19 protein-coding genes are annotated in these 21,236 nt (G+C 63.2%); 10 read left to right on the forward strand and 9 right to left on the reverse strand.

Going from position 1 to position 21,236, the window contains the following annotated elements:
* Nucleotides 1–2 precede the first annotated feature (2 nt).
* Complete coding sequence (locus tag GYK42_RS14725; RefSeq protein WP_166448095.1) at nucleotides 3–1,874, reverse strand: Hsp70 family protein; 1,872 nt, start codon at nucleotides 1,872–1,874, stop codon at nucleotides 3–5.
* Complete coding sequence (locus GYK42_RS14730; protein WP_166448096.1) at nucleotides 1,871–2,452, reverse strand: DUF2760 domain-containing protein; 582 nt, start codon at nucleotides 2,450–2,452, stop codon at nucleotides 1,871–1,873. The genes GYK42_RS14725 and GYK42_RS14730 overlap by 4 nt, the downstream gene beginning before the upstream one ends.
* A 265-nt stretch (nucleotides 2,453–2,717) precedes the next feature.
* Between GYK42_RS14730 and GYK42_RS14735 the strand changes: the two genes are divergently transcribed.
* Both GYK42_RS14735 and GYK42_RS14740 read left to right on the forward strand, forming a co-directional pair.
* On the forward strand, nucleotides 2,718–3,329 hold the full coding sequence (locus GYK42_RS14735) for a transglutaminase-like domain-containing protein (protein ID WP_166448097.1): 612 nt from the start codon (nucleotides 2,718–2,720) through the stop codon (nucleotides 3,327–3,329).
* 15 nt (nucleotides 3,330–3,344) lie between these two features.
* The gene (locus GYK42_RS14740; protein ID WP_166448098.1) at nucleotides 3,345–4,127 is read left to right on the forward strand and encodes a DUF4349 domain-containing protein; all 783 of its coding nucleotides are present in this window, start codon (nucleotides 3,345–3,347) and stop codon (nucleotides 4,125–4,127) included.
* 75 nt (nucleotides 4,128–4,202) lie between these two features.
* Here the strand turns inward: GYK42_RS14740 and GYK42_RS14745 are convergent, their stop codons facing one another.
* Nucleotides 4,203–4,397: a hypothetical protein gene (locus tag GYK42_RS14745; protein WP_166448099.1), complete on the reverse strand. Its 195-nt coding sequence runs from the start codon at nucleotides 4,395–4,397 to the stop codon at nucleotides 4,203–4,205.
* A gap of 309 nt (nucleotides 4,398–4,706) precedes the next feature.
* Between GYK42_RS14745 and urtA the strand changes: the two genes are divergently transcribed.
* The 5 genes from urtA to urtE all read left to right on the forward strand — a co-directional run bounded on the left by urtA (nucleotide 4,707) and on the right by urtE (nucleotide 10,310).
* On the forward strand, nucleotides 4,707–5,960 hold the full coding sequence (gene urtA, locus GYK42_RS14750; protein WP_166448100.1) for an urea ABC transporter substrate-binding protein: 1,254 nt from the start codon (nucleotides 4,707–4,709) through the stop codon (nucleotides 5,958–5,960).
* 117 nt (nucleotides 5,961–6,077) lie between these two features.
* A complete protein-coding gene (gene urtB, locus GYK42_RS14755) occupies nucleotides 6,078–7,664 on the forward strand; it encodes an urea ABC transporter permease subunit UrtB (RefSeq protein WP_166448101.1) in 1,587 nt (528 codons plus the stop codon).
* Entirely contained in the window at nucleotides 7,661–8,782 is a 1,122-nt protein-coding gene (gene urtC, locus GYK42_RS14760) for an urea ABC transporter permease subunit UrtC (protein ID WP_166448102.1), read from the forward strand. Before urtB ends, urtC begins: the two co-directional genes overlap by 4 nt.
* An 8-nt stretch (nucleotides 8,783–8,790) precedes the next feature.
* Nucleotides 8,791–9,609, forward strand: coding sequence for an urea ABC transporter ATP-binding protein UrtD (gene urtD / locus GYK42_RS14765; protein ID WP_431190174.1), 819 nt, complete (start codon nucleotides 8,791–8,793; stop codon nucleotides 9,607–9,609).
* Nucleotides 9,610–9,611: 2 nt separating this feature from the next.
* The gene (urtE, locus tag GYK42_RS14770; protein WP_166448104.1) at nucleotides 9,612–10,310 is read left to right on the forward strand and encodes an urea ABC transporter ATP-binding subunit UrtE; all 699 of its coding nucleotides are present in this window, start codon (nucleotides 9,612–9,614) and stop codon (nucleotides 10,308–10,310) included.
* A gap of 2 nt (nucleotides 10,311–10,312) precedes the next feature.
* On the opposite strand, the gene GYK42_RS14775 is transcribed toward urtE, so the two are convergent.
* From GYK42_RS14775 to GYK42_RS14785, 3 genes are all read right to left on the reverse strand, one after another.
* Nucleotides 10,313–10,897, reverse strand: a complete 585-nt coding sequence (locus GYK42_RS14775; RefSeq protein WP_035820135.1) for a chromate transporter — start codon at nucleotides 10,895–10,897, stop codon at nucleotides 10,313–10,315.
* Nucleotides 10,894–11,481, reverse strand: coding sequence for a chromate transporter (locus GYK42_RS14780; RefSeq protein ID WP_046684011.1), 588 nt, complete (start codon nucleotides 11,479–11,481; stop codon nucleotides 10,894–10,896). Before GYK42_RS14780 ends, GYK42_RS14775 begins: the two co-directional genes overlap by 4 nt.
* An 80-nt stretch (nucleotides 11,482–11,561) precedes the next feature.
* Nucleotides 11,562–11,738: a hypothetical protein gene (locus tag GYK42_RS14785; RefSeq protein ID WP_166448105.1), complete on the reverse strand. Its 177-nt coding sequence runs from the start codon at nucleotides 11,736–11,738 to the stop codon at nucleotides 11,562–11,564.
* A gap of 261 nt (nucleotides 11,739–11,999) precedes the next feature.
* On the opposite strand from GYK42_RS14785, the gene GYK42_RS14790 reads away from it, so the two are divergent.
* Nucleotides 12,000–12,221 carry a hypothetical protein gene (locus tag GYK42_RS14790; RefSeq protein ID WP_046684013.1) on the forward strand — a complete coding sequence of 74 codons (222 nt, stop codon included), beginning with the start codon at nucleotides 12,000–12,002 and terminating at the stop codon, nucleotides 12,219–12,221.
* Between the two features lie 416 nt (nucleotides 12,222–12,637).
* Here GYK42_RS14790 and GYK42_RS14795 read toward each other — a convergent pair whose 3' ends face one another.
* Nucleotides 12,638–13,237, reverse strand: coding sequence for a response regulator (locus tag GYK42_RS14795; RefSeq protein WP_240943597.1), 600 nt, complete (start codon nucleotides 13,235–13,237; stop codon nucleotides 12,638–12,640).
* A gap of 362 nt (nucleotides 13,238–13,599) precedes the next feature.
* A complete protein-coding gene (locus GYK42_RS14800) occupies nucleotides 13,600–14,148 on the reverse strand; it encodes a phosphohydrolase (RefSeq protein WP_166448106.1) in 549 nt (182 codons plus the stop codon).
* Between the two features lie 187 nt (nucleotides 14,149–14,335).
* On the opposite strand from GYK42_RS14800, the gene GYK42_RS14805 reads away from it, so the two are divergent.
* Complete coding sequence (locus tag GYK42_RS14805) at nucleotides 14,336–17,473, forward strand: NAD(P)-binding protein (protein WP_240943598.1); 3,138 nt, start codon at nucleotides 14,336–14,338, stop codon at nucleotides 17,471–17,473.
* Between the two features lie 2 nt (nucleotides 17,474–17,475).
* Complete coding sequence (locus tag GYK42_RS14810) at nucleotides 17,476–18,387, forward strand: alpha/beta hydrolase (protein ID WP_166448107.1); 912 nt, start codon at nucleotides 17,476–17,478, stop codon at nucleotides 18,385–18,387.
* Here GYK42_RS14810 and GYK42_RS14815 read toward each other — a convergent pair.
* On the reverse strand, nucleotides 18,372–21,236 hold a 2,865-nt coding region (locus tag GYK42_RS14815), incomplete at its 5' end, for an ATP-binding protein (RefSeq protein WP_431190173.1). The two genes, GYK42_RS14810 and GYK42_RS14815, sit on opposite strands and share 16 nt — an antisense overlap.

A 21,236-nucleotide genomic window follows, 5' to 3' on the forward strand; every position in this document is an offset into this window, starting at 1 on the left:
GCTTATTGCTGCGGCGTGCCGCGCACGTCGAATTCCACTTTCCAGCGCTCGGCGCCGTCAGGGGAAACGGCCAGCAGTTCCAGGGTGCCCGCTTCCGTCACACGCGCATGCAGCTTGACCTGCACCACGTCGCCGGCCGAGCGGCCTTCGGCGGACAAGGTCGCCTGGATCTCGCTCAGTTCCTGCAATTCGTCGGGACCCCAGAAGTCGAGCAGGTCGCCGATCTGGTCGTTACGGCGCGTGGACGAGGCGAAGAAGCGGAAGTGCACGGGTTCGCCCACGACGAGGCCGAATTGCTGGCCCGGCAGTTCCAGTTCGCTGCCTTCTTCCATGCCGAACGGCGCCACGCACAGGGCCTGGATCGGCGGTTCCATGCCGGGGATGGCCGGCATGGCCGATTCGATGGCGACATAGAAGGCGCTGGCCGTGCCGCCGCGGATGCGCACGCCATGGCCGCGTCGCACGTAGCTGTAGTAGGCGGCGCCACGGGCCACGGCCAGGTCCAGGTCGGCCCCGGCCAGCATGCGCGCCGGCTCCGCGCCTTCCATGTACAGCCAGTCGTTGACGGTCGCCATGATGCGCTGGACCAGCAAGTCGGACTTGAAGACGCCGCCGTTGAACAGCACGGCCGTCGGGTGCAAAAAGCTGGCGCCGTCCGCCTGGCGGCCGGCAAAGCCTTCCAGTTCGCTGGTCGCCGCCACTTGCCGGCCCAGGAAGGCGGCCAGGTGGCGCGTGATGGCCGCGTCTTGCGCATACGGCAAGCCCAGTTGCGTCAGGCCGGCGCGCGTGCGCACTGTCGGGCGGCTCGACGCTTCCACCTGCGGGAAGAAGCCGTCGAGGATGAAGGTGGACACCTCCGCGCGCGTCAGTTCCGTGCGGATCGAGCCGCCGATCAGTTTCGAGCCGCGGCTCGGCACGACGATGGGCGCCACATCGAGGCCGCTGTCGGCCAACAGGCTTTCCTTGGCGCTGCGGCAGCCATAGGTCAGCGCGCGCATTTGCCAGGCGTCGAGGGCGGTGCCGTTGGCGGCCAGCTTGCGTGCCACCAGGTGAGCCAGCGCCAGGTCCATATTGTCGCCGCCCAGCAGGATGTGTTCGCCGACTGCCACGCGATGCGGTTCCAGCACGCCGTCGCGCTCGAGCACGGCGATCAGCGAAAAGTCGCTGGTGCCGCCGCCCACGTCGACGACCAAAATGATGTCGCCCGGCTTGACTTCCTTGCGCCAGCGTCCTTCGCTTGTCTGGATCCAGCTGTACAGGGCCGCTTGCGGCTCTTCCAGCAAGGTCAATGAGGAATAGCCGGCCGCCTGCGCCGCTTCCATCGTCAGCTCGCGCGCGGCCGGATCGAACGAGGCGGGAATCGTCACCGTGATTTCCTGCTCGGCGAACGGCGCTTGCGGGTGGGCGTTGTCCCAGGCCTGGCGCAAATGCGTCAGGTAGCGCGTGGCGGCCGTAATCGGCGAGATGCGCGCCACTTCCGCCGGCGCATCGTTCGGCAGGATGGCCGCGCGGCGGTCCACGCCAGGGTGGCACAGCCAGCTTTTCGCGCTCGATACCAGACGGATAGGCGTGGTGGCGCCGCGGCTGCGGGCCATTTCGCCGACGACGAACGGTGCTTCGGCTTCCTCGCTGACCCAGGGCAGGGCCAGGTCGCCCGCCGCCACTTCGTCGCCGTGCGGCAGGTACACGAACGATGGCAGCAAGGAGAGTTCTTCGACGGTGCCCGGCGCCGACAGTTGCGGCACTTTCAGCACGCCGTGGCTGGACTGTTCGCCGTCGCTCTCGACGAGGTTCACATACGACAGGGCGCTGTGCGTGGTGCCCAGGTCGATGCCGATGGCGTAGCGTGGGGCATTGTTCGTTGTGTCGTTCACAGTTCCACCTCGGCCGGTGCCAGGATGGCCGCGTCGTGCTGCTCGCTCAGTTTCGGCAGGCGCACGCTGGAGGCGCGCCAGCCGCGGTGACTCAAGGTGCCCGTGAATGGGGCCGAGCCGACCACGTTGCCCGTCAGGCGTACTTGCGCGGAATCGAAACCTTCCTGCAGGACGATGCGGCTGCCCTCGGCTTCCTGGCGCACGGCGTCGATGGTGAAGTATTCGCGCATGACCTTGGCGCAGCCTTCATGCACGACGCGGGCGGCCGCGCCGATGTCGGCATCGGCATGGCTGCCCAGGTTTTCCTGGGTAAAGTCGATCAGGCGCGCTTCGCGTTGCAGCAGGGCCAGCAATTGCAGGGCGGCGTCCGGCGTCGCTTCTTTCAAGATGACGGGCGCGGCCGCCGGTGTCGGCACGGGGGCCGGCGCCGGTGCTGCTGGCGCGACGGGAGCGGCCTCGGGCAGGGACAGCTTTTCCACGCGGGCCGCATAGGCGGCGTCCGACAGGGTGCTGAAGAAGGCGCCGAAAGCCAGCGGGACTCTGCGCCAGAACGATGGATGGGACGATGAAGTGCTCATAGGGAACTCGTTTCTCTGATCTGTAGGGAGGCGTCGGCGGCGCGCCGTATGGCGGGGCCGCTTCGCAGGGTAGTGCCTGGGCCGGGCCTATCGGGCCGGCTGCGTTTGCCCGCATGATACCAGCTACCGGGCCGGCGCCAAAGTCGCCGCCCCCGGTGCAGCGAGCCTGACACGTGGATTTTCTTTGTTCCTGCGCAAAGAAACGGTGAATGTTGAGCCGCTTCGACTAAAATCGCGCATTATCTTTTCGCATTGCCTTTATGCCATGTCTACCGACTTTTCCCCCGACTTTTCCATATATCTAGCCAGCAGCCCGTACATCGACAGCGACCATCCGGCCGTGCGCGCCAAGGCGGCCGCACTAGCGGCAGGCGCGGTGGGCGACGCCGCCATCGCGGGCCGCTGCTTTGCCTTCGTGCGCGACGAGGTGGCCCACAGCTGGGATTACAAGCGCAATCCCGTCACCTGCCGCGCTTCCGACGTGTTGCAGCACGGTACGGGCTATTGCTATGCGAAGAGCCATCTGCTGGCCGCGCTGCTGCGCGCCAACGGCATTCCTGCCGGCCTGTGCTACCAGCGCCTAGCTGTGGGGGAAGCGGGCCCGCCGTTTTGCCTGCATGGCTTGAACGCCGTGTATCTACAGGACTTTGGCTGGTACCGTATCGATGCGCGCGGCAACAAGCCCGGCGTCGATGCGGCCTTTGTGCCGCCACGCGAGCAACTGGCCTTTCCCGTGCTGGCGCCCGAGGAACGCGACTTGCCGGAAATCTGGGCGGAGCCTTTGCCGCAGGTGGTGGCATTGCTGACCGGCCATGCGACAGTGCAGGACGTGGCGGCGAACTTGCCCGATATCACATTGCTGCCGCTGCAAAAATAATCCAGGAAAGAAATCATGAAAAAAGTGTATGCGGGTCTGATCGGCCTGATGCTGCTGGCCGGTTGCGGCGGCAAGGGCGAGAGCGGCGGGCAATCGAGCGCCGCGCGCCTCGATGGCAAGGAAAAGGGCAGCGAGTTTCTTGCCTATGAACATAATGTCGGCGTCGATACGCGCGAGGCGCAAGTGCGGCCCCTGTATGAAAAAGTGGTCGCCGCCTGCAAGGCCGATACGGAAAACGGCTGCTTGCTGCTCGATTCCAGCCTCGACAGTGGCCGTTACGTGCATGCGCGCATCAGCATGCGCGCCAAGCCGGCCGGCATCAAGAAGCTCGTCGCGCTGGTTTCGGCCGAAGGCGACGTTACCAGCCAGGGGACCAAGGTGGAAGACCTGGGCCGACCTGTGCTCGACAGCAAGAAGCGCCTGGAGATGCTCAAACAGTACCAGGCGCAATTGCAGGACCTGGAAAAACGCTCGGGCACGAACGTCGACGCCCTCATCAAGGTGACCAAGGAACTGGCCACCGTGCAAGTGGAACTGGAGCAGGCGACAGCGGCCAACGCGCTGTTGATGCAGCGCATCGATACGGACTTGCTGAACGTGGCCATCAGCGCCGAAGGCAAGCAATCGTTCTGGACGCCCGTCAAGCGGTCCCTGGGCAATTTTACGGACAACCTGTCGGAAGGCGTGGCCAACGCCATCACGGCCATGGCGTACATCCTGCCGTGGCTGATCGCTTTCGTGCTGCTGTTCCCGCTGGGTCGCAAGGGCTGGCGTCGTTTGCGCGGCATCAAGCGCTAGGCGCGCGCCGCAGACGTGAACAGGGCCTGCGCGCGGCAGGCCCTGGAGCGGCGTTACATGCTTGCCGCAGCTTGATCAAGCGCGATGGTTCGACGTGTTGGCAGACACGACTTCGGCCGCTTTTTTCGGACGTTTCTTGATATTGCTGCCGGTACTGCCTTCATCGTCGACCTTGACCTGGCTCGTGCTGACGCCACCCGCCGGGGCCGTAGGTGCGGCGCATGCGCTCAACAGCAACAGGGCGCATACGCCCGCGATCATATTTTTCATGAGTGAACTACCTAAGTAAGTGAAGTAAAGGGAAAGAAGCAAGTACCACGCTGATTTCATGTTTACTTACGCCGCCAGGCAATGCGACGCAAGAGAGTCATATCTTAGTGCGCTTATCAAGAAAGCTCAATTAGTTTTTAGCTAATTCCGGATTCCCCAGGAAGTGGCGCTGCTGCACCAAAACGGTGGGCCGCGCGCCGCCCTGTCGCCCCGTCCCCGCCACTCCAGGGCAATGTGCCTGGCATGCATTCTGCTTTAACAACATCGCAGACCCAGCTCGACCCCCACGAACCCTACACAGGAGTCCCCATGTCACGACGCATCATCCTGAAAGCGGCCGCCGCCGGCGCACTGGCCCTGGCCACGTCCATCACCATGCAGGCAGCCTTGGCCGCCGATACGATCAAGGTGGGCATTTTGCATTCCCTGTCAGGCACCATGGCCATTTCCGAAACGTCGCTGAAAGACGTGGCCTTGATGACGATCGCCGAGATCAATGCCAAGGGGGGCGTGCTGGGCAAGAAGCTGGAAGCCGTCGTCGTCGACCCGGCGTCGAACTGGCCTTTGTTTGCGGAAAAAGCGCGCCAGCTGGTGGCGCAGGATAAAGTGGCTGTCGTGTTCGGCTGCTGGACATCCGTGTCGCGCAAGTCGGTCTTGCCCGTATTCAAGGAACTCAACAGCCTGTTGTTTTACCCGGTGCAATACGAGGGCGAGGAACTGGAAAAGAACGTGTTTTATACGGGCGCCGCACCGAACCAGCAGGCCATTCCCGCCGTCGAATACCTGATGAGCAAGGATGGCGGCGGTGCCAAGCGCTTCGTGCTGCTGGGCACGGATTACGTGTATCCGCGCACCACCAACAAGATCCTGCGCGCCTTCCTGAAAAGCAAGGGTGTCAAGGATAGCGATATCAGCGAGGTCTACACGCCGTTCGGCCATGCCGACTATCAAACCATCGTCGCCAACATCAAGAAGTTTTCCACGGGCGGCAAGACGGCCGTCATTTCCACCATCAATGGCGATTCGAACGTGCCGTTCTATAAGGAACTGGGCAATGCCGGCTTGAAAGCCACGGACGTGCCCGTCGTCGCGTTTTCCGTGGGCGAGGAAGAGTTGCGCGGCATTGATACCAAGCCCTTGCTTGGCCACCTGGCGGCGTGGAATTATTTCGAGTCCGTCAAGAACCCCGTGAATACGGCCTTCATCAAGCAGTGGAAGGCGTACGCCGTGGCGCAAAAGCTGCCGAACGCGGGTTCGGTGGTGACGAACGATCCGATGGAAGCGACCTATGTCGGCATCCACATGTGGGCGCAAGCCGTGGAAAAAGCCAAGTCGACTGACACGGACAAGGTGATCGCCGCCATGGCCGGCCAGAGCGTGAAAGCGCCATCGGGCTTCACCCTGACCATGGACGCCACCAATCACCATTTGCACAAGCCCGTGATGATCGGCGAGATCAAGGCCGATGGGCAATTCAATGTCGTGTGGAAAACCAAGGAACCGATCCGCGCCCAGCCGTGGAGCCCGTATATCAAGGGGAATGAGGGCAAGCAGAAGTTGTAGGCGTCGCGGTTTTATTAAACCCCAGAGGCAAAGGACTGGGGTCGGACCCTGAGGGGCCGACCCCGGCATCTGTTCGGGGTTCAACGCTTCTCGTGGTGCTCTTACCAGGAACTTACAATGCAGCTCTTCCCCAAACTGCTGGTCCTCGCCTGCCTGTTTTTATCCTCGCTCGCGCAGGCCGCCATTCCCTCCGACCTGCTCAAGCCCCTGTCCGGCGACGACCCCGACACCAGGGTCGCGGCAGTCGCCCAGATCGCCGCCCTGGCCACGCCCGAGGCCGCCCGTGTGCTGCAAGCCTTGCAGGACGATCAGTTATATGCCGCGCCCGACGGCAAGGTCTACATCGTCGACGGTGAACAGGCGTATGACCCCGCAAGAGGCAAGAGCGTGCCGCTGCCGGACGGCATCGATGGCGTCATGGTCAACAACCGCTTGCGCTCGGCCGTGGCGGGCGCTCTCTCGGGGCTGAAACTGCTGGCGCCCGAGCGGAGCACGCGCCTGGCTGCCGCGCAGGCGCTGCAGCAATCCGTCGATCCGGCGCAGCTGCCCCTGATCCACAAAGCGCTGGCGCAAGAGAGCGATGCCGAGATCCAGCAGATATTGCAAGTGCTGATCGCCAGCGCCAACCTGCATGCGCCGGACGCCGCCACGCGCAAGCAGGCCGTGCAGGACCTGGCGGACAGCAGCGATGCCCGGCTGCTGCCCGTGCTGCAAGCCATGGTGGACAAGGGAGGCGAGCCGGACGAGGCCGTGCAACTGGCCGCCATCGACACCATGGGTCAGATCAAGGGACGAGTAGCGCGCATGGAATTCGCCGGCAATGTGTTTTACGGCATTTCGCTGGGCAGTGTGCTGCTGCTGGCCGCCTTGGGGCTGGCCATCACCTTCGGCTTGATGGGCATCATCAATATGGCGCATGGCGAATTGCTGATGATAGGCGCTTACACGACCTATCTGTGCCAGCTGTTTTTCCGCACCTATTTGCCTGGCCTGCAGGAGGCGTATCTGCTGGCCGCCTTGCCGGCCGCCTTTCTCGTCGCGGGACTGGTGGGCGTGGCGCTTGAGCGCACGGTCATCCGCTGGCTGTACGGGCGGCCGCTGGAAACCCTGCTGGCCACCTGGGGCATCAGCCTGATCCTCATGCAGACGGTGCGCACGATCTTCGGCGCGCAAAACGTGGAAGTGGCCAATCCCGCCTGGATGTCGGGCGGCGTCACCGTGCTGGGTGGCCTCGTGCTGCCGTACAACCGCCTGGCCATCATCGGCTTTGCCTTTGTTGTCGTGATGGCCGTGTGGCTGATTCTCAACAAGACGCGGCTGGGCCTGTTCGTGCGGGCCGTCACGCAAAACCGCCGCATGGCCGATTGCGTGGGCGTGGCCACGGGCAAGGTCGATATGCTCACTTTCGGCCTCGGTTCCGGCATCGCGGGGCTGGGCGGCGTGGCCCTGTCACAGCTGGGCAATGTGGGGCCGGACTTGGGCCAAAGCTACATCGTCGATTCCTTCATGGTGGTGGTGCTGGGCGGCGTGGGCCAGCTGGCCGGCACCGTGATCGCCGCGCTGGGCCTGGGCGAAGTCAACAAATTCCTCGAACCGGTGGCGGGCGCCGTGCTGGCGAAGATCGCCATTCTCGTGTTCATCATCATTTTCATCCAGCGCCGGCCGCAGGGCCTGTTTGCCATGAAGGGACGCAGCGTCGAATGACTACCTCCTATCCGATAAAGCAGGGCCTGTTCACGCGGCCCGTCTGGCTGGCGATCGCCGCATGCACGGTGCTGGCGGCGCTGTTGCCGATTTTCAACCTGGCGTTTGCCGAAGGCCATGCCTTGCACGTGTCCGCTTACACGGTGGCGCTGGTGGGCAAGTTCATGTGCTATGCGCTGGCCGCGCTGGCGCTGGACCTCGTCTGGGGCTACACGGGCATCTTGTCCCTGGGCCACGGCGTGTTCTTTGCGCTGGGTGCGTATGCGCACGGCATGTATCTGATGCGCGCCATCGGCGAGCAGGGCCAGTACCACAGCAGTTTGCCCGACTTTATGGTCTTTCTCGACTGGAAAACCTACCCGTGGTACTGGGCGTTTACGGAACATTTCTGGTACTGCATGGCCCTCGTCGTGCTGGTGCCGGGCGTGCTGGCGTTTGTCTTTGGTTACTTTGCATTCCGCTCGCGCATCAAGGGCGTGTATTTTTCCATCATCACGCAGGCGATGACGTATGCCTTCATGCTCTTGTTCTTCCGCAATGACACCGGCTTTGGCGGCAACAACGGTTTCACGGACTTCAAGACCATCCTCGGCCATGACATCACGGCGCCCGCCACCCGGGCCGTGCTGTTCCTGCTGACCCTGGCCCTCCTGCTGGCTGCACTGGTGGGCGCGCGCGCCATCGTCCGCTCGAAGTTGGGCAGGGTGCTGCAGGGCGTGCGCGACAGCGAGGCGCGCTTGATGTTCCTCGGCTACAACCCGCTGTGGTTCAAGCTGTTCGTCTGGACCTTGTCGGCCGTGCTGTGCGGCATCGCTGGCGCCCTGTACGTGCCGCAAGTGGGCATCATCAACCCGTCCGAAATGTCGCCGGCGAACTCCATCGAGATGGTCGTATGGGTGGCAGTTGGTGGGCGGGGCACCCTGATCGGCCCCATCCTGGGCGCCTTCACCGTCAACGGCTTGAAAAGCTGGTTCACGGCCGCCTTGCCGGAACTGTGGCTCTTCGCGCTGGGCTTGCTGTTCATCGTCGTCACCCTGTTCATGCAGCAAGGCATGCTTGGTGTGTTGAACAAGCTCAAACGCAAGAAAACGGCTGTCGTGGCAGAGGAGGCCGCATGAGCATCCGCATGTTGCCCGGCATGGCCGGCACGGAAACGGGCGCCAGCTATTCGCGCGTGAAAGGCGAGGGCGTCGATACGACGCATGGCGCCATTTTGTATCTGGAAGACATCAGCGTGTCGTTCGACGGCTTCAAGGCCATCAACAAGCTCAGTCTCGACATTTCCGTGGGCGAGTTGCGCTGCATCATCGGCCCGAACGGCGCGGGCAAGACGACGATGATGGATGTGATCACCGGCAAGACGCGGCCCACGTCCGGCACGGCCTGGTTTGGCCAGACCATGAATCTGGCCACCATGACGGAAGCGCAGATTGCCCACGCGGGTATCGGCCGCAAGTTCCAGCGTCCCACCGTGTTCGAGCAGCACACGGTGTTCGACAACCTGGAACTGGCCATGAAGACGGACAAGCGCGTGGCGCCCACCTTGTTTGCGCGCCTGACGTCCGAACAGGCAGGCAAGATCGAAGCGATATTGCGCTTGATACGCCTCAACGGCCAGGAAGCGCGGCCAGCCGGCTTGCTGTCGCACGGGCAAAAGCAGTGGCTGGAAATCGGCATGCTGCTGATGCAGGAGCCGCAACTGATTCTATTGGATGAACCCGTGGCCGGCATGTCGGATGCGGAAACGGCGCGCACGGCGGAATTGCTCAATGAATTGCGCGGCAAGCATTCGATCATGGTGGTCGAGCACGACATGGGTTTTGTGACGGAAATTGCCCAGCAAGGCATCGTTACCGTGCTGCATGAAGGGTCCGTGCTGGCGCAGGGCCGCATGGACGAGGTGCAAGCCGACGAGCGCGTCATCGAAGTCTATCTGGGAAGGTAACCATGCTGGAAGTCGAACAATTGAATCAATACTATGGCTCCTCGCACACCTTGCGCGGCATCAACCTGTCGGCGCGCAAGGGCGAATGCCTGGCCTTGCTGGGACGCAATGGCGTGGGCAAGACGACCCTGTTGAAATGCCTGATGGGCGTGCTGCCCGTGGCGCAGGGCAAGGTGGTGTTCCAGGGCCGCGACATCACGAAACTGACGCCGCATGCGCGCGCCAGGCTGGGTATCGCCTATGTGCCGCAGGGGCGCGACATCTTTGCGCGCCTGACGGTCGAGGAAAACTTGCTGATGGGTATGGCGGGCAAGCGGGGCAGGCAGGCTTCGCGCATCGATCCCCACGTGTATGAACTGTTCCCGGTATTAAAGGAGATGCTGCAGCGGCGTGGCGGCGATTTGTCCGGTGGGCAACAGCAGCAACTGGCCATCGCCCGCGCCCTGCTGGCCGAGCCGCAGCTGATCATCTTCGATGAGCCGACGGAAGGCATCCAGCCCTCCGTCATCAAGGATATCGGCAGGGTCATTTCCCTGCTGAAGCAGCGGGGCGACATGGCCATCGTGCTGTGCGAACAGTATTTCGATTTTGCCCGCGAGCTCGCCGACGAATTCATCGTCCTCTCGCGCGGCAGCGTGGTGGCCAGGGGCAAGGCGGAACAGATGGATGGCGAGGACGTGAAGCGGCACCTGGCCGTGTGAGGTCAGACGAGCTGGAACCAGCCCAGCACGGCCCCTGCCGCCAGCAGCCACAATAAATGGATCTTCGTGCGCCAGATGATGAGGCCGGCCACGATGGACAAGCTCCACAGGGGCCAGTCGGTGCGGATGTCGTGGTTGGCGCCGCCCAAAATCATGCCCGTGGAAATCAGAAGGGCGACGACGATGGGCGCCATGCCTTGCTTGAAGGCGCGCACGGGGAGCAGGTCGCGGTTGCGGTAGCCCCACTGGGCCGCCACGTAGGTAAGTGTGGTGCTGGGCAGCATGATGCCCACCATCGTGATGAACACGCCCAGGTAGGCGGCCGTGTAGCTGCCCGCGTTCATGCCCACGTTCCAGCCCATCAGGGCAACGAACAGCACGTTCGGGCCGGGCGCGGCCTGGGCGATGGCGATCGACTCATTGAATTGCGCCTGCGTCAGCCAGCCGTGCTGCTCGACGAGGAAGCGGTGCATTTCGGAAGTGGTGGAAATGGCGCCGCCGATCGACATCAGCGACAGCATCAGGTAGTGGCCGAACAGGTTCAGCCAGTCGCCCGTGCTCAACACCAGTTGCAAGGGCGGATTCATGTGGACAGCTTTCGATAGGTGAGCAGGCAGCCGATGCCTCCCAGGCCCAGCAGGATGTACAGCAGGGGCCAGCGGAAGATCGCCACCATCAGCACGCCCAGCACGGTGATGGACAAGGTCAGCCACAAGGGCAGCGGATGCTTGGTCAGCGCGGTCGCCAGTTTCACGCCCGTGGCGGCGATCATGCCGGCCGACACGGCCGCCATGCCGCGCAAGGCGCCCGCCATCTGCGGATTGTCGCCAAAGCGCGTGTACAGCACGCCCAGCACGAGCACGATGACGAGGGGCGCGGCCAGCATGCCGGCCAGCGCCGTCAGCGCGCCTTTCAAGCCGAAATAGCGCCCGCCCACCATCAGGGACAGGTTGACGACATTCGGCCCGGGCATGATTTGCGCCACGGCCCAGTCTTCCAGGAATTCTTCCTGCGTCAGCCAGCGCTTGCGCTCGACCATCTCACGCTGGATCACGGCCAGCACGCCGCCAAAGCCTTGCAGGGCCAGCCAGGTGAACGAGAAGAACAGGTCTGCAAGCGAAGCCGGCTGTGGACGGGGCAGGTCGGGCGGAAGGGTGGAAGGTGCGGACATGGCTGATTATCGCCGTGCCTGCTTCGCCTTGTCCATGCTTATGTCCGTACTTGTTCCCCTTGCCCTTGTCCAGGCATGACTCAGCCCCCGCCTATGCCGGCAATGACCACGCCCGTGCCCCCGCACATGGGACAGGGCTGGCCATCCGCCCTGGCGCCCCGGCCTTGGCAATGCGTGCAGACGTTTTCACCGGTGCCGGGGGTGCCGGAAGGGGCGATGTCGCCGGGATTTTTGGCCGGCTCGGGTGTTGTATTCATGTCGTGTCTCCTCATCCATGCAGTGCGAACGCCGCGTGTTGGCAGCAAGTCCATACTAGGCTGGCGACAGGCGCTGCGTTTGATCTGCCTTAGACGTGCGGCCTTGTGTATCAGAAAAAAACTGCATGGGAATAACTGGCTGGCATTGACATCGCGCGTTTTTCGGCAATACTTTCGCTGTTACTCTTCCACGCTGCCATCCCGGCTCCGCTCTCCGCTGCCGCTTCCCGCCATGTCTACCTTCCGCAGGAGTCATTCATCATGCCTAATTCCCAAGAAACCTTGCACATGCCTGTCATACCTGTGGTGCGCCATGCTCGCGTGGACCAGAAGATGTGCGATATCGTCAACCTGGGCATCGCCGTGCAGGCAGCCTTCAGCACCTTGTGCGCGCTCGAATACCTGAAGTCATACAATGTCGCCCCCGAACTGATCGAGCGCGTGCTGCTGCATCCGGAGCAGCGCCGCCAGACCGTGCATTGAGTATCCGCACGGCAACTGTGTTGCCGGCAGCGTGAGTCCGGTGTTGTCGGATTGATCATTACGGCTCAGTTATGCACAAATGATGGGTTAACGAAATTGGCGAAATAATTTTCTTGTGATTATGTGTGAGTTTCCAAGTGCTTGATTTTAATGGATTTTATTTTTGCTGTTTGATTGAGCAGTTTATTGAAAGCCGCACGGGCTGTGGCTTTGAGGGCTGTCAATAGGCCCTTATCCACAAAGATATCCACAGTCCGTGTGGATATCTGAAAAAGGGCTTAACAATCCGCCACTTAGGAAATTGGGGCCGCTCGGCACATGCGATGGGCTGGCAAAATGGGCCAAAATGGGGCATCCCACAAGCCTGTATGCCTATCCAGTGCTCTTGTTTTTATGACTGAAAGTAGCGGCCGTGTTCAGGGTGTGCCGCCGGCCGGCGCCGCCGGCGTGTTGCCGCACTGGGCCAAGGCTGCGGCGAGCTCGGCGACTTGTTGCTCCGCTTCGCGCAAGGTGGCGTAGGTGCGCAGCGAGGCGATCACGGTGGTAAACAACTTGCGCGTGGTGAGGTCCGTCTTGCACCAGAAATCGTTGATGTCGTAGTCGATGATGATGCGGTGCTCCAGCGCCTGGCCGGGCTGGCCCGTGCGCAGGACGATGCGCACGGCGGTATTGTGCAGATCTTCGCGGATCTGGCGCGCCACTTGCAGCCCGGCATCCTGGGTCTCCATGATCACATCGAGCAGCACGACGGCGATATCGGGTGTGCTGCGCAGCAAGGCCAGCGCCTCGGCGCCCGAATACGCGTGCAAAAAGCTCAGCCTGCGGCCCTGGAAGCTGGCCTGGCTGAGGGCGAACTTGGTCACCACGTGCACGTCGACGTCGTCATCGACGATCAGCACGCGCCATGGCGTCGCGGTGGCAGGCTCTGCCGCCGCGTCTGCCCGTTCCAGCGGTTCGTCGACCAGCCAGTCCGGTTCGTCCGCCCCCTTGGCGGCGCTGTCGCTATCCATGTTCATGCGTTTATCCACCATTGATCGTGCGCGCTATTCCACACTATGCCAGTCTACGGGGTTTGTCAAAACAATGCTGTTCAGACAAGGCTGCCTGGTGCCAGGAGCGCTTATGCACAGCAAAATATATTTTCATGGTGGTGAAGTAACTTTGCTCTAGCGCAAATTCATGATTGCAAGTCATTGATTTCATTAGGGTAAAAAATTGCCTGTGAAATCAGCAAATTGTTGAAACCCGCATCAATACTGGTGTTGCGGCTTGTCAAGAGGGGCTTATCAACAACTTTATCCACAGTTGCTGTGGATATCTAAAAAAGCCGTGCAAAAACCGGGGCTTAGCGCCCGTTGGTGAGGCAAGGTCGTAGCATTCATGCGGCAAGTCCAAGTCCGCTCAGCTGGGCAAAGGCATGCAGGAAGCGCTGCTTGGCTTCGGCCGGGCCCATGGCTTCGATTATACCGGGCAAGGGGGCGATGCCGTCAAGGTAAGCCCAGCGTTCGGCCGAATGCGGCATCAGGTCGCGCTTTTCCGTCGCCAGCGCGATCAGGTCGGCCCGCTTGATGGGTGCGTAATCGGAAAAATCCAACCCATACGTGGCGGCGATGATGGCGCTTACCTTGTCTTCCAGCACGGCAAATTCCGGCAGCAACACTTTCAAGGGTTTTACCATGTCGCCCAGGTAGGCTTCGGCCGCGTCGTGCAGCAGGGCGGCCAAGCGCAAATGGGGCGGCACCAGTTCGGCGACGATCAGGCTGTGCTGGGCGACCGAGTAAAACACTTGCGTCTGTCCATTGAAGCGGCACTGGTAGGCGAGGCCGTGGGCGATGTCCTCGATGGCGACCTTGTCGATATGGGGGCGCAAGGGATAAAAACGGTTGCCTGAATAAGTGGAAACGTAGTCGGTGGTAATCATTGCCATGGCATGGTGCTCGGAACGCTCAAGATGTTTCATCCTACACCCGATGCCATGGGCTTGCCCCGGCTGCCGTGCGCAAGCCTACGCTATGCATCTTGGAAAATCCTTTAATTTATTTCATATCATTCATTGCTGTTTCTAAAATACACTGTAGCAATCTTGTTTTTCTGAAACTTCACAGGGGCAGGCAATGACGGCGCAACCTTCGGCAAGACCTTCGTATATCTATCAGGGTGGTTCGGTGATGATGCACTCGCCGCTGCAATTGAAACAGTCGGAAATGTATGGCTATTTCGTCAAGGGCGACCTGGCCAAGCTGCAGGCTACCGTGAATACCACCTTGAACCAGGTGGCGGGCAGCAAGATGACCCTGAAAGCCCTGTCGCCGTATGTGATGCTGACGTTTACGCGCGTCAACCATGCGGACTCCGCCAACCCCGTCGATCAGGCCAAGGGCTGGATCACGGAAGTCGACATCGTCACCTGGATCATGGTCGGCCAGATGGATGACGCGGGCAAGCTCGCGCATATCTATTGGTACCCGTGCCATATATTCGTCGATGACGCGATGGCCCTGATCAACGGGCGCGAACTGTTCGGCTATCCGAAATACCTGTGCGACTACGAGATTCCCGCCGCCGGCAGCGAGCCGCTGCGCTGCTCCGTGGCCGCCAAGGGCTTCCAGCATTTTTCGCCGGAAACGAAACTGGCCCTGCACCCGCTGCTGGAAGTCAACGCCACCGTGCAGACGGGGCCGCACAAACCCGTCAACAGTTTCCTGGAGCTCATCGAGCAGGCGTTCCAGATTTTCCTCTCCATCCCCGATTTCTTCGACATGGACCAGGCCGGCTGGGCCGATATTCTGTCCTTGCTGCGCAATCCGCGCATCGACCAGATTTTCCTCAAGCAATTCCCCGACAGCGCGGGCGTGAAAGCCGTGTACCAGGCCCTGGTGGCCGCGCCGGCCGAGATCAACCGCCTGCACAGCGCGCGCCTGCTCGGTTATGAATACGAGTGCACGGTGCACGCTTTCGACAGCTTCCCGCTGGACCAGACCCTGGGTTTGCAGCTGGGACCGCAAACGGCGATTTTACCGTTCAATGTGAACTTCGATTTCACGGCCATGCCGGGCGAGGAGCTGGTCGACAATTCCCGCATCGCGCCGGAAAAGATCGCCATCCTCGGCGGCGGCGTGGCGGCCATGACCACCGCGTATTATTTGACGAATCAGCCGGGCTGGCAAAACCGGTATGCCATCACCGTCTACCAGCTGGGCTGGCGCCTGGGCGGCAAGGGCGCCAGCGGGCGCAATGCGCAAGCGGGCCAGCGCATCGAAGAACACGGCCTGCACATCTGGTTCGGCTTCTACGCGAACGCCTTCAAGATGATCAAGGAAGCATATGCGAGCCTGGAGCGTCCGCCCGGCGCGCCGCTGGCCACCTGGCGCGACGCCTTTAAACAGCACGATTACGTGGCTCTGTCGGAAGACGTCAAGGGGCAGTGGCGCAACTGGTCCATCGTGTTTCCCACCTTGCCGGGCGAGCCGGGCGAGGGCGGCGAAGACATTACCCTGTGGCAGATGGCCATCGCCATGGTGGGCTGGATCGAGCAGTGGATACGCCAGATCCGGCAAGTGGCCGATGCCGACGCGCGCATCGTGCGCGCCAGCGCATCGCAGGGAGAGGGCGTGTGGCCGGGCTGGCTGCGCCGCCTGGCCGATGAAGTGGTGGGGCAGGCCGATGAACTGGGCCTCGACGTGGGCTTGTCCGTCGGCGCGCTGGTGGCGCTGGTGGCCGACCTCGCGCCCGATTCCACACGCCACGACCAGGCCCGCCACCAGCTGCTGGCCAGCACCCTGAACGGCATCCGCGCGTGGCTGCGCCTGCGCTATCGAGCCCTGATCGATGGCGACGATGAATTGCGCCGCTTGTTCACCTGCCTGGACCTGGGCATCACGGTCATGAAAGGCATGTTCGAGGATGGCGTGTTCAAGAACGGTTTTGACGTCATCAACGACATCGATTTCCGCGCCTGGCTGAGAAAACATGGCGGCGACGAGCAGTTCAGCGTCAACTCGGCGCCCGTGCGCGGCTTTTACGATCTGGTGTTTGCCTACGAAGGCGGCGATTTTTCCAAGCCGAACATCGAGGCGGGGACGCTCTTGCGCTCGATGGCGCGCATCGGCTTGGCCTACAAGGGCGGCATCATGTTCAAGATGCAGGCCGGCATGGGCGACACCATCTTTACGCCGATGTACGAAGTGCTGAAGAAAAGGGGCGTGGAATTCAAATTCTTCCAGCGCGTGGAAGAACTCGTGCCGGGCGCGGGCGATATCGACAGCATCCGCATCACGCAGCAGGTGCAATTGAAAGACCCGGCCGCCGGCTACGCGCCGCTGGTGGATGTCAAGGGCCTCGCCTGCTGGCCCAGCGCGCCCGACTATGCGCAGATCGAACCGGCCCAGGCGGCGCTGCTGCAGGCGCAGGAAGTCAATCTGGAATCGTACTGGAGCGGCTGGCCGCAGCAGTACCAGCAGGCGTTCGGCCGCGCGCTGCCCGCCACGGTATTGAAGAAGGGCGTCGATTTCGACAAGGTGGTGTTCGGCATTTCCATCGGCTCGCTGCAGGCTTTGTGCCCGCAGCTGCTGGCGCAAAGCCCGGCCTTGCAACTGGCGGCCGACAAGGTGAAAACCGTCGCCACGCAGGCTTACCAGGTGTGGCTCAACAAGAATCTGGCGCAGATGGGCTGGACCACGCAGCCGAAAGGCCAGCAGCCGGTGCTGTCGGCTTTTACTGAGCCGTACGACACGTGGGCGCCGATGGACCAACTCTTGGCGCACGAAGACTGGCCGGCGGGACTGGAGCCGAAAAACGTCTCGTACTTTTGCAGCGCCTTCCCCGTCGACAGCTACCCGCCCGTCACCGACACGGATTTTCCCGCCCGCTGCGCGGCCAAGGCGAAGCGGGGCGCCGTGCACCAGCTTGAGCGCGAGATCGGCGCGCTGTGGTCCGAGGCGGGCGTGCCGGGCGCGTTCCCGTGGCAATGGCTGATCGATGCGAAGGAGAGCGCGGGACCGGCGCGCTTCGACAGCCAATATTGGCGCGCCAACGTCGACCCGTCCGAGCGCTACGTGATGTCGGTGGTGGGCAGCACGCAGTACCGGCTGACCACCGACCAGTCAGGGTTCAGCAACCTGTTCCTCACGGGCGACTGGATCAAGACGGGATTGAACGCGGGCTGCGTCGAGGCGGCCGTGATGGCCGGCATGCAGACCTCGCGCGCCATGACGGGCTATCCGGCCGTGATCCAGGGCGAGAAGGATTTCTAGGCATGCGACGCCTGATGCTGTTGTGTCTAGTCTTGTTCCACCTGCACGCGGGCGCGGCGCCGCCTGGCGCGATTGTGCTGTGGCCGGGCGCGCCGCCCGGTGGCGCGGCGCCGGGTCCGCAGCGCGACAGCGCCAAGGGCTCCATCACGCAGGTCGAGCAACCGTACCTGATCGCGCACCGCCCGGCGCAGCCGAACGGTATCGCCATTCTCCTGGTCAGCGGCGGCGGTTATGCGCGTATCGAGGCGGGCAAGGAGAGCGGCCCCACCGCCAACTGGCTGCAGGCGCAGGGCATCACGGCGTTTGAACTCGTGTACCGCCTGCCGCAGGAAGGCGGCGGGGTGGCCGCGCCATTCCAGGATGGCCAGCGCGCCATGCGCGTGATCCGTGCCCGTGCGGCTGAATGGTCCATCGATCCGGCGCGCATCGGCATGCTGGGGTTTTCCGCTGGCGCGCACCTGGCCGGCATGACGGCCGTGCAGCCCGATGCCGCCCGCTATGCGCCCGTCGATGCGGTGGATGGTGTCTCCGCGCGGCCCGATTTCGTCGTGCTGCTGTACCCCGTGCTGACCATGCAGCGGCCATTCGACACGACGCATGCGAAGAAGGAGCTGCTGGGTGCCCATCCCGCGCAGGCGGCGCGCGATGCGCTGTCGGTGGAATTGCACGTCGATGCGCGCACGCCGCCCGCCTTCATCGCGCAGGCGCTCGACGACCCGATTTCACCGCCCGAAAACAGTACATTGATGGCGGCCGCCCTGCGCCGCGCGGGCGTGCCCGTCGAACTGCACCAGTTCCAGAGCGGAGGACATGGATGGGGACTGGGCAAGCCGGGCAGCGAACCGGCCGCGTGGCCACGGCTGTTGCTGGCGTGGCTGCAAGCGCATGGCTGGATGCCTCAGCCTGCGGGCTGAGCTTCCAGGTCCCGCCGCGCCGCATCGAGCGCCTCTTGCAGCTGCGGCAGGAACTGTTCCACGTTATCGAGCTGGCCGTTCGAGGCCAGGGTTTCCATCTGGTGGCACAGGCCGTGCAGGGTGGGGCGGCTCAGGTAGCCGGCGCTGCCTTTCAAGGCGTGAAAGGCGGCAGCGGCGGCGCTGGCGTTGCCATCGCGCACGGCGTGGCAAGCCAGGTCAAGGCGCCGTGGCGCTTCCGTCAGGAACGCTTGCGCGATGCGCTGCAAGTGCTGCGGCGACAGGCCTGCCAGCGGCAGGATGTGCACGGGCGCCGTCATGGGATCGGCCGGCGCGGATGGCTGGTCGTCGGCGCCGTCCAGGCCGAACTGGCGCGCCAGGGTATCGTCTTCGGTGGACGCGGCAGGCGGCAGCGCGTGACCGCGCGCCAGCAGCAGGTCGATGATGGCGTCGATTTTCTCGAACAGCAGCGCTTCGTCGACGGGTTTGCTGAGGAAGTCGTTCATGCCGGCCGTCAGGTAGCGCTGCCGGTCATGTTCGCTGGCGTTGGCCGTCAGCGCAAGGATGGGAATCTGCGCGTCGGCAATGGGGAATTGCGCGTTGCCGCCTGCGCGGATCAGGCGCGCGGCCTGTTCGCCATCCATCTCCGGCATGCGGCCGTCCATCAGCACGCAATCGTAGGCGCCGGAGCCCAGCGCGCGCAGTGCCTGTTCGCCGTTTTCCACGATGGTGACCTCATGCCCCATGCCTTCGAGCAGGGTGCCGATGATGATCTGGTTGGTGCGCACGTCTTCGGCGCACAGGATGCGCAGGCGGCAGGCGTGGCGCGCGTGGCGTGCGGGCCGGCGCGCGTCGGCCGCGGGAGCGCTGCCGTCTTCCAGCGGCAAGGTGAAATGGAAGCGCGAACCGATGCCGACCCGGCTTTCTACGCCGATCGTGCCTTTCATCAGTTCGACCAGTTCCTTGCAGATGGCCAGGCCCAGGCCCGTGCCGCCGTAGCGGCGCGTGGTGGAATGGTCGGCCTGCTCGAATTTCTGGAACAGGCGCGGCAAGGTGTCCGCGTCGATGCCGGGCCCCGTATCGCTGATGATGAATTCGATGGCGCTGCGGCCATCCTGGCGCGGCGGCGTGCGGGCGCGCCGCACTTCCAGCAGCACTTCGCCATTGGCCGTGAATTTCAGCGCATTCCCCAGCAGGTTGATGAGGATTTGCCGCAGCCGCGTTGGGTCGGCGCGCACGTAGCGCGGCAAGTCCAGCGCCAGTTCGCGGCGCAGCAGCAGGCTCTTGGCGTCGGCCTGGCCCTGGACGATGCCGGCCGCGTCGCCGATCAGCGCCAGCAGGTCGAAGTCCACCGTTTCCAGGGTCAGCTTGCCCGCGTCGATCTTCGAGAAATCGAGGATGTCGTTGAGGATGGTCAGGAGCGATACGCCATTGTGCAGGCCGATGCGCAGGTATTCCTGCGTGCGGCCGCGTACGGACTGGTCGCGCAGCGCGAATTTCAGCATGCCGATCACGCCGGCCAGCGGCGTGCGGATGTCGTGGCTCATGGCGGACAGAAAATCGATGCGGTGGCGGCTGACGACTTCCGCGTGTTCCTTGGCCTTCAGCAGGGCGTCGTTGCTGAGGGTGAGCGCCAGGGTGCGTTCCTGCACCCGCTGTTCCAGGTTGTTGCGCAGCAATCGGATCTGGTCGGCCAGGGCAAAGGCCAGCAGCAAGCCGTCGAAGGTGCCGCCCAGCAAGGTCACCAGCTGGGCGTTGGCCACCATGGCCGGCATCAGGCCCAGGTTGGCGGGCAGGATCAGAAAGCCGGGCAGCATCAGGGCGACGAAGGCCAGCACGAAGAAGCGCGCCGGCTGGTAGCCGCGGCGCCAGACGACGATGCCGCAGATGAGCGCCAGCAGCATCCAGATGCTGATGGCGATGGTGGCCAGGGTATGTGCATACGACAGGGCGAAGAAGCAGCTCGGCAGCAGCAGCAAGGGCAGCACCAGGTTGACCTTGCTGATGCTGTGCAGCCGGGGCGAGTAGTCGCGCAGGCGCAGGAAATGCATGTAGAACAGGGTGCTGAAGACGGGCAGCAGGAAAAACGGCACGTAGTGCAGCTGCAGCATGTGCCAGTCGAACAGGTCGGCAAAGACGTGGAAGGTCATGGCCCACGCCAGACCATACGTCAGCACGTACAGCGCGTAATAGGCCGAGGCTTTTTCCAAGGTGATGGAAAAGATGAAGAAATTGAACAGGCCCAGCGCCAGCAGGGCGCCGATGGACGCCACCATCAGGAAGTTTTCCTTGCCCACCAGCTTGCGGTAATCCCGCTGCGTCTTCACGCCGAACATGGGCGCGCGCGCGTAATACGGGCTGGAAAAGCGGATCAGGATGTCATATGTGGCGCCCGGCGCCAGTTGCACATTTTTTCCGTAATGCAATAAGTACTCGTGCGGACGCTGGTAGCCTGTCAGCAAGGTCTGCGGCGCCGTGTACGGCCCGGGGCCATATACGTGTAGGTCGACCAGGTCGATCAGGGTGTCGTTCGGGTCGATGACCCAGGCCGCTTCGCTGCTGTCGTTGCGCACTTGCGCATGCAGCCAGTAGGCGCCGCCGAACAGGTCGACTTGTCCGGCCGGACGCTGGCGCGCCAGCCAGGCGGGCAGGGCGGCGGCATCGGCCGGCGCCGCTTCATTCTCGGCAAAAAATAATTGCCCGCCATCGCCCAGGTGATGGATGCCTTGCTTGCCCAGGGGTAATGGGCCTGCCTGCGCCGCGCCCATCATGCTCAGCAGGCTGAACAGAAGCAGCCAGCCGCATAGCCAGGCCCTGACGCGGGAGCTGGAAGCGCGGTGGCGGAATGGGGG

This window comes from Janthinobacterium lividum, from assembly GCF_011601275.1.
GTDB lineage: Bacteria > Pseudomonadota > Gammaproteobacteria > Burkholderiales > Burkholderiaceae_D > Janthinobacterium > Janthinobacterium lividum_E.